Raw genomic sequence first — 5,710 nt, forward strand, 5'->3', positions numbered from 1 at the left:
CCTTTTCGTCATCATGAGAAAAATGATGAGAAGGGACTGTCCCTTTTCGTCATTTAGAGAGGAAGCTTGATGATCGTTTACTTCAGCGCGACGGGCAACACGCGGCACGTCGTCGAGGGCATCGCGCGCGGCAGCGGGAAGACGGGCGACTGGGCATCTGTTCGCCCACGTACTGCTGGTCGCTGCCGAGCCTTGTGCGTGAGTTCCTGGAGTCTGCGAGCTTTACCTGGGAGGGCGGCGAGGGCACGCAGCCGTACGTGTTCTACGTCGCGACCTACGGGACCACAATCGGCGCCGTGGTCAGCTCTGCGAATAAACTGCTGGTCAAAGACAGTCTTCGCATCGATGGAGCGTTCGGCGTCCGAATGCCCGACACGTGGACGCCGATGTTCGACGTCTCGGACGCGCAGAAGGTCGCGCGGCGCAACGAGGTGGCGGATAGGCGGATCCGGAAGATTCGAGAGTTGATCGACTCACGGGCGACGGGTTGGCACGCCGGTATTCCTTCTCCCGGCTTCGCGGGCGGCATCTACGGCAGGGTCTACGAGAACTCGTTGCGCCGCACGGACGAGTTCACGGTGGGGGAGGAGTGCATCGGCTGCGGGCTTTGCGCGCGCGAATGCCCCGTTGGCGCGATCCAGATGCAGGATGACCGTCCCGTTTGGACGACGGAGAAGTGCGCCGCATGCCTGCGCTGCCACCACAGCTGCCCCGAGTTCGCCATCCAGCGCGGGCCGAAGACCCGTGCGCATGGTCAGTACCTGCATCCGTAGTGTACAACCCTTCTACCTGCGGAATGACGAAAAGGGACTGTCCCTTTTCGGCATTTAAGGGTGTCGTGGCGGAGGCGCTTGTCCTCGTACATCGCCCTGTCCGCCCGGCGGAGTGCATCTTCGAAGGGAAGCTCCCCGTTGTCAGTGAAGGACCCGAGGGCTATATCGAGCGTGATGGACTCGTCGCTGTTCTCGCGGCAGGCAGCCTTGATTCGATCGATGAGCTCGCGCGCGCCGTCCGCGTCGATTCCGGGGCAGAAGAGCAAGAACTCGTCGCCGCCCAAGCGTATGGGGACGCAGCCTTCGGGCGCCGCGTCTTGAATGACGGCCGCGGCCCGGCGCAGGAGCATGTCGCCCTACTCGTGTCCGCGCGTGTCGTTGACGGTCTTGAGGTAGTTGCAATCCGCCATGATCAGGCTGCGCGGATGGTCATCGTTGTGCCGGTTGAGCTTCTTGCGCGACTCGAGGTAGTTGCGGTTGTACAGGCCCGTCAGCTTGTCGCGGAACGAGAGCTCCTCGAGCTGGCGCTCGAGCACGACTCGTTTGGTGACGTCGTTGATGACGCCGATGATCCCTATGACCTCGCCGTTTTTGAAGACCGCCGATTTCTTGATCTCGAAGAACGCTGGGAACTCGGAGGTCGAGAAATCGCTGACGTACTCGCTGCCCTCGCCGGTCTTGAGGATCTTGAGGTCGTTTTCGTAATAAAACTTGGCCAGCTCGGGGTTCGTCTGAACCTCGAGGTCGGTTTTGCCGAGGATACTGTGCTCCTCGCCGCCGTTGAGGAAATTGCACAGCTCGGTGACGAAGCGATACTTGCACTCGGTGTCCTTGAAGAAGATGTTCGCCGGCGCGCTCTCGATGAACGGCATGGCGTCTTCGAGGTCAATGGTGCTCGTATCGTACATGTGCCCTTACCTCCGGTTCGCTCAGCCGAATCGTTCTCGGATTTCAGCTATATGGAAATTTCTGCTCTAGTTAATACCGTTCGGGAGAGGGGCGTTCGTTTCCCCGTTATTTTCATAATGAGCGTGGGGTTGTCTGATTTGATTAAAAGATTTACTTACATGTATTTGTGTAGGTAAAGAGGCCCGCGAGGAGCTCTTCTTTGCAGCGACCTGCGGTTTTGTAAATGGTTCGAACTTTTACCTACAGGAAAACATGTAAGTAAAAGTTCGAACTAATTTCGAAAGAAGCGCCGTGGCTCTCGATTGTCACGCGGGATGACGAAAAGGGACTGTCCCTTTTCGTCATCCGGTGGCCTAATCGTAGCGCGGCCGCCGCCGCGGTCCTAGCAACGCCTGGTTGCGCGGGACTACAGATGGCGCGGTGGGCTGCGCCGCGCGCGACTCTACGGTGCGTAAGCGGTCCTTTGCGATGGGCTGTCTCACAATGAGCTCAACGAATCCGGACGCGTCCTGCCTGTAAGCTCTACCCTGAGCAGGATGCGCAGACGCGATTCCATATTGTGGGTTCGAGAATGATCTACACTTTTTGCAACCGTCACGGTTTATTCAAGTGCCACGTGCCGTCTTTGCGGCGCGCGAAATGATGGGAAGCGCTTGCGCGCTCCGAAAATGGCAAATCTTGCAAAGCTACACTGCAAGATTTGCGATAGAAATCGTGGACCAGCTTGGAAATGGCTGCTTGATTGAGGTACGAACGAAACATCGCAGTTGTCTAGGGAGGGGGTTCGCATGTCTGAGATACAGCATCGCTGCGGATGGGTGAACCTGACGAATCCGCTCTATGTGGCATATCACGATTATGAGTGGGGCATGCCTTGTCACGACGATCGCATGCTTTTCGAGCTGCTTGTGCTCGAGGGATTCCAGGCGGGACTTTCGTGGGAGAGCATCCTTAACAAACGGGAGGCATTCCGTGCGGCGTTCGATGGCTTTGACGTGCGCGTGGTGGCAGGCTATGGCGAGTCGAAAGTCGCCGAGTTGATGGCCAATCCCGGTATCGTGCGCAACCGGCGCAAGATCGAGGCGGCGATCGCAAATGCGCAGGCGTTCATGCGGGTGCAAACCGAATGGGGGAGTTTCGACTCGTATCTGTGGGCTTTCGTGGACGGCGGGCCCGTTATCGAGGACTGCTCCGAGCACATCACGAGCCCACTTGGCGACCGTGTCTCCGCCGATCTCAAGCGCCGCGGGTTCAAGTTCGTGGGGCCGGTCATCACGTATAGCTATCTGCAGGCTACGGGCGTGATCTGCGGGCATGAGCGAGGTTGCGACTTGAGTGCGCTCGACTGATGGCGTGCGACCGAAGATGCTCGACGCTCAAGAGCGCCTGGGGCACATATTTCTTGATGCGCTCGATATCGGCATCGCTTAGAAAATCGTGCGAGGCTCGCACGGAGCGTTCCCAAACGCAAACAAGCTGGTCAATGAGTCGCTGCGGTCGGGTATTGAAGTTCTTTGATCGTGGCCGATTCGATGAGGGCAAGTGACGGGAGAAAAGGAGCTATATAAAAACCGGCCTTTGGGGTTGCTGCTTTCCCAAAGGCCGGCGGCTTGTCTTACAGCGCTTGCTACAGCGTTTGAACGCGCTCGATCCAGTTGTCCACCTGCTGCTGAGGCGTGATCTGACGGCTTCCGCCCGTCGAGTCGAACTGGATCGCGAGGCTTGGACCTGCGGTTGCCCCTGCGACGGCGCTTTCGATATCGTCAAGGGTAGAGCCCTCCCAGCCGCCGTTGGTCGCAAAGGCGACGATGGTCTTGCCCGCCCAATCGACGCTGCCCATGAACGTCTTGACCGCCGGCGCCATGGTGTACCACCAGGTGGGCGTGCCTACCGCGATGACGTCGTAGCCGCTCGGGTCGAACTCGAGCGCTTCGATCGCGGGCTCGTAGCCCGCGTCGACCTCGCGATGGACCTGCTCGACGGTCTCGTCGTAGTCGCTCGGATAGGGCTCTATGGTCTCGATACGGCAGATATCGGCACCGCAGGCGTCTGCGAGCTGCTCGGCGATTTTCTCGGTATTGCCGTTTGACCAGCTGTAATAGACAACGAGCATCTTCTTGTCCATCGCTATGCCTCCAACGCGTTGTAGTGCTCGTCATCGAAGGGCTCGAGCCACTCGTTGGAGCAGTTCTCGCCGGGGTACTCGAAGGCGAGGTGACTGAACCAGGAGCCGGCCGCGGCACCGTGCCAGTGCTTGACGTTCGCGGGGATCTCGACGACGTCGCCGGGGCGCAGGCGCCGGGCGGGCTTGCCCTCCTCTTGGTACCAGCCTTCGCCGTCGACGCAGATAAGAACCTGGCCGCCGCCCTTGCTCGCGTGGTGGATGTGCCAGCTGTTGCGGCAGCCCGGCTCGAAGGTCACGTTGTGGATGGCCAGGTAGTCGCCGGGGCCGGTGAGCGACTTGAGATAGCTCTGGCCGACGAAGTACTGCGCGAAGGCGTCGTTGGGATCGCCGAGGCCGAAGAACCCGCCGTGGGTCTCGGGGCCCGCGGGCTTCTTGCCGTCCGCCGCGCCGTCGCCCGCCGCGCCGTTGCTCAGCACGTCGGCATAGTTGCCTTCGTTTATGGACAGGAAGGCAGACGAGCTCCTCAACGGATGGGTCTCGAACGGCACCGCCGAGGACGCGGGGACCGTCTCGCGCAACGGCCGTACCTGGCTCGTGGCAAAAAAGGCCGAAAAGAGCGGCGATGCGAGCTACGAGCTCTTGTCTGACGTGGGCGAGGCGGGCTGTGTCCGGGTGACCCTCGAGGGCCTCGAGCCCGACTCCGCCGATGCGAAAGCGTACCTGGACAGCTTCGTCCCCAACGACGAGAAGACCGTCAAGGACGACTACCAGAAAGCTTGCGAGATCAAGTTCGACGAGGTGGTCGCCGACTTCGGCAAGTAGCGGGCGCGATTGCCCCAAACGCGCGGCGGGGCGGCGAGGGGGAGGCCCCTCTTGCCGCCCCGCCGCACGCCGCGCCCTTATTCTTCCTTGATGCCGGGGACGATGCTGCCCTCGGCGACGGCGTGGACGGCGAGGCGCAGGATGTTGCCGTAGCCCGTCTTTGCGAGGATCTCGCCGATGCGCCGCTTGACCGTGCCCTCAGAGAGGTAGAGCTCGGCGGCGATCTCCCGCCGGGTCTTCGCCTCGCACACCAGCCGCAGGATCTGGATCTCCTCCTCGGTGAGGGCGCTCGCCCCCGAGAAGACCGAGTCGACGGGCGCGGGGAACGTCGAGTAGCCGGCGAGCGTGCTGCGGATGACGGAGAGAAGCTCGCCTATGCCCGCGCTTTTGTAGACGAAGCTGTCCACGCCGGCGTTCCTCGCCTGAGCCCGAGGTCCCGCAGCAGCGCCCGCATCGAGTCGTTGAGCAACAAGGACCTCCCGCCCGCGTCGACGACCAGGGCGCCCACGGGCACCGTGTTCATGGTCTCGGCGATGGAGAAGCGGGTGAGCTCGCTTTTGTGTCGCTGGACGTCGCCGACGAGGGCGAGGAGCGCCCGAGCGAGGAAGAACGGCGCGTCGACGAGGGCGACGAGGTTCCAGACGCCCCCGAGCGCTTCCATGGCGGGCGGCGCGCAGAGCGCGAGGAGCGCCGCCGCCATAAGGTCGAGGGGGTCCTTCTTTCTGACGGCCAGCGCGGCGCCGCAGGCGAATGCCGCGGCGTTCGCCCACAGGCGCCACGACCAACCGGCGCCGAGGGCCACGGGAGCGAGGTAGGGGTTTCCCACGAATGCGCAGCAGCAGGTGAAGTCGACCGCCATGTACAGGTGCGCGGCGACGAGGAGCTCGAAGGCCGCGCCGAGGCGCCCTTCCGCACCTCCGCGCCTCGCCAACAGGAGCGGCAGGTGCACCGTCTGCGCCGCGGCGCCGAGGAGCTCGCATGCGAGCAGGATGGCCAGACAGGCGTCGTTGAGGGGCGGGGGCGTCATGGGCGCTCGCCTCCCGAGCGGACGCGGAGCACGAGGCGCAGCGAGCCTTCCTCG

Annotated in this window: 7 protein-coding genes and 1 pseudogene; 3 read left to right on the forward strand and 5 right to left on the reverse strand. The window is 62.3% G+C overall.

The genetic code is table 11. From position 1 onward, the window contains the following. Nucleotides 1-155: 155 nt before the first annotated feature. Nucleotides 156-773: an EFR1 family ferrodoxin gene (locus ACT84W_RS08460; protein WP_444328897.1), complete on the forward strand. Its 618-nt coding sequence runs from the start codon at nt 156-158 to the stop codon at nt 771-773. Here ACT84W_RS08460 and ACT84W_RS08465 read toward each other — a convergent pair. After that, a pseudogene (locus ACT84W_RS08465) lies at nt 755-1,681 on the reverse strand (diguanylate cyclase domain-containing protein). The gene ACT84W_RS08460 and the pseudogene ACT84W_RS08465 sit on opposite strands and share 19 nt — an antisense overlap. A gap of 789 nt (nt 1,682-2,470) precedes the next feature. Between ACT84W_RS08465 and ACT84W_RS08470 the strand changes: the two are divergent. After that, on the forward strand, nt 2,471-3,031 hold the full coding sequence (locus tag ACT84W_RS08470; RefSeq protein ID WP_444328889.1) for a DNA-3-methyladenine glycosylase I: 561 nt from the start codon (nt 2,471-2,473) through the stop codon (nt 3,029-3,031). Nucleotides 3,032-3,309: 278 nt separating this feature from the next. Here the strand turns inward: ACT84W_RS08470 and ACT84W_RS08475 are convergent, their stop codons facing one another. Together ACT84W_RS08475 and ACT84W_RS08480 are read right to left on the reverse strand one after the other, a co-directional pair. After that, complete coding sequence (locus tag ACT84W_RS08475; protein WP_444328890.1) at nt 3,310-3,807, reverse strand: flavodoxin; 498 nt, start codon at nt 3,805-3,807, stop codon at nt 3,310-3,312. 2 nt (nt 3,808-3,809) lie between these two features. After that, nucleotides 3,810-4,283: a cupin domain-containing protein gene (locus ACT84W_RS08480; protein WP_444328892.1), complete on the reverse strand. Its 474-nt coding sequence runs from the start codon at nt 4,281-4,283 to the stop codon at nt 3,810-3,812. A 22-nt stretch (nt 4,284-4,305) separates the two neighbouring features. Here ACT84W_RS08480 and ACT84W_RS08485 point away from each other — a divergent pair, with 22 nt between their 5' ends. Next, a complete protein-coding gene (locus ACT84W_RS08485) occupies nt 4,306-4,629 on the forward strand; it encodes a hypothetical protein (RefSeq protein WP_417576437.1) in 324 nt (107 codons plus the stop codon). Between the two features lie 77 nt (nt 4,630-4,706). Here ACT84W_RS08485 and ACT84W_RS08490 read toward each other — a convergent pair whose 3' ends face one another. Continuing rightward, nucleotides 4,707-5,036 carry a response regulator transcription factor gene (locus ACT84W_RS08490; protein WP_444328893.1) on the reverse strand — a complete coding sequence of 110 codons (330 nt, stop codon included), beginning with the start codon at nt 5,034-5,036 and terminating at the stop codon, nt 4,707-4,709. Continuing rightward, nucleotides 5,003-5,656: a hypothetical protein gene (locus tag ACT84W_RS08495; RefSeq protein WP_444328894.1), complete on the reverse strand. Its 654-nt coding sequence runs from the start codon at nt 5,654-5,656 to the stop codon at nt 5,003-5,005. Before ACT84W_RS08495 ends, ACT84W_RS08490 begins: the two co-directional genes overlap by 34 nt. Between the last annotated feature and the right edge of the window lie 54 nt (nt 5,657-5,710).

Origin of the sequence: Paratractidigestivibacter sp., assembly GCF_052362415.1 — a bacterium.
Classification (GTDB): Bacteria; Actinomycetota; Coriobacteriia; order Coriobacteriales; family Atopobiaceae; genus Paratractidigestivibacter.

Coding starts and splice junctions, on each gene's coding strand:
- ACT84W_RS08470 (WP_444328889.1), top strand. CDS start 2,471: ATGTCTGAGATACAGCATCGCTGCGGATGGGTGAACCTGACGAATCCG.
- ACT84W_RS08475 (WP_444328890.1), bottom strand. CDS start 3,807: ATGGACAAGAAGATGCTCGTTGTCTATTACAGCTGGTCAAACGGCAAT.
- ACT84W_RS08485 (WP_417576437.1), top strand. CDS start 4,306: ATGGACAGGAAGGCAGACGAGCTCCTCAACGGATGGGTCTCGAACGGC.
- ACT84W_RS08495 (WP_444328894.1), bottom strand. CDS start 5,656: ATGACGCCCCCGCCCCTCAACGACGCCTGTCTGGCCATCCTGCTCGCA.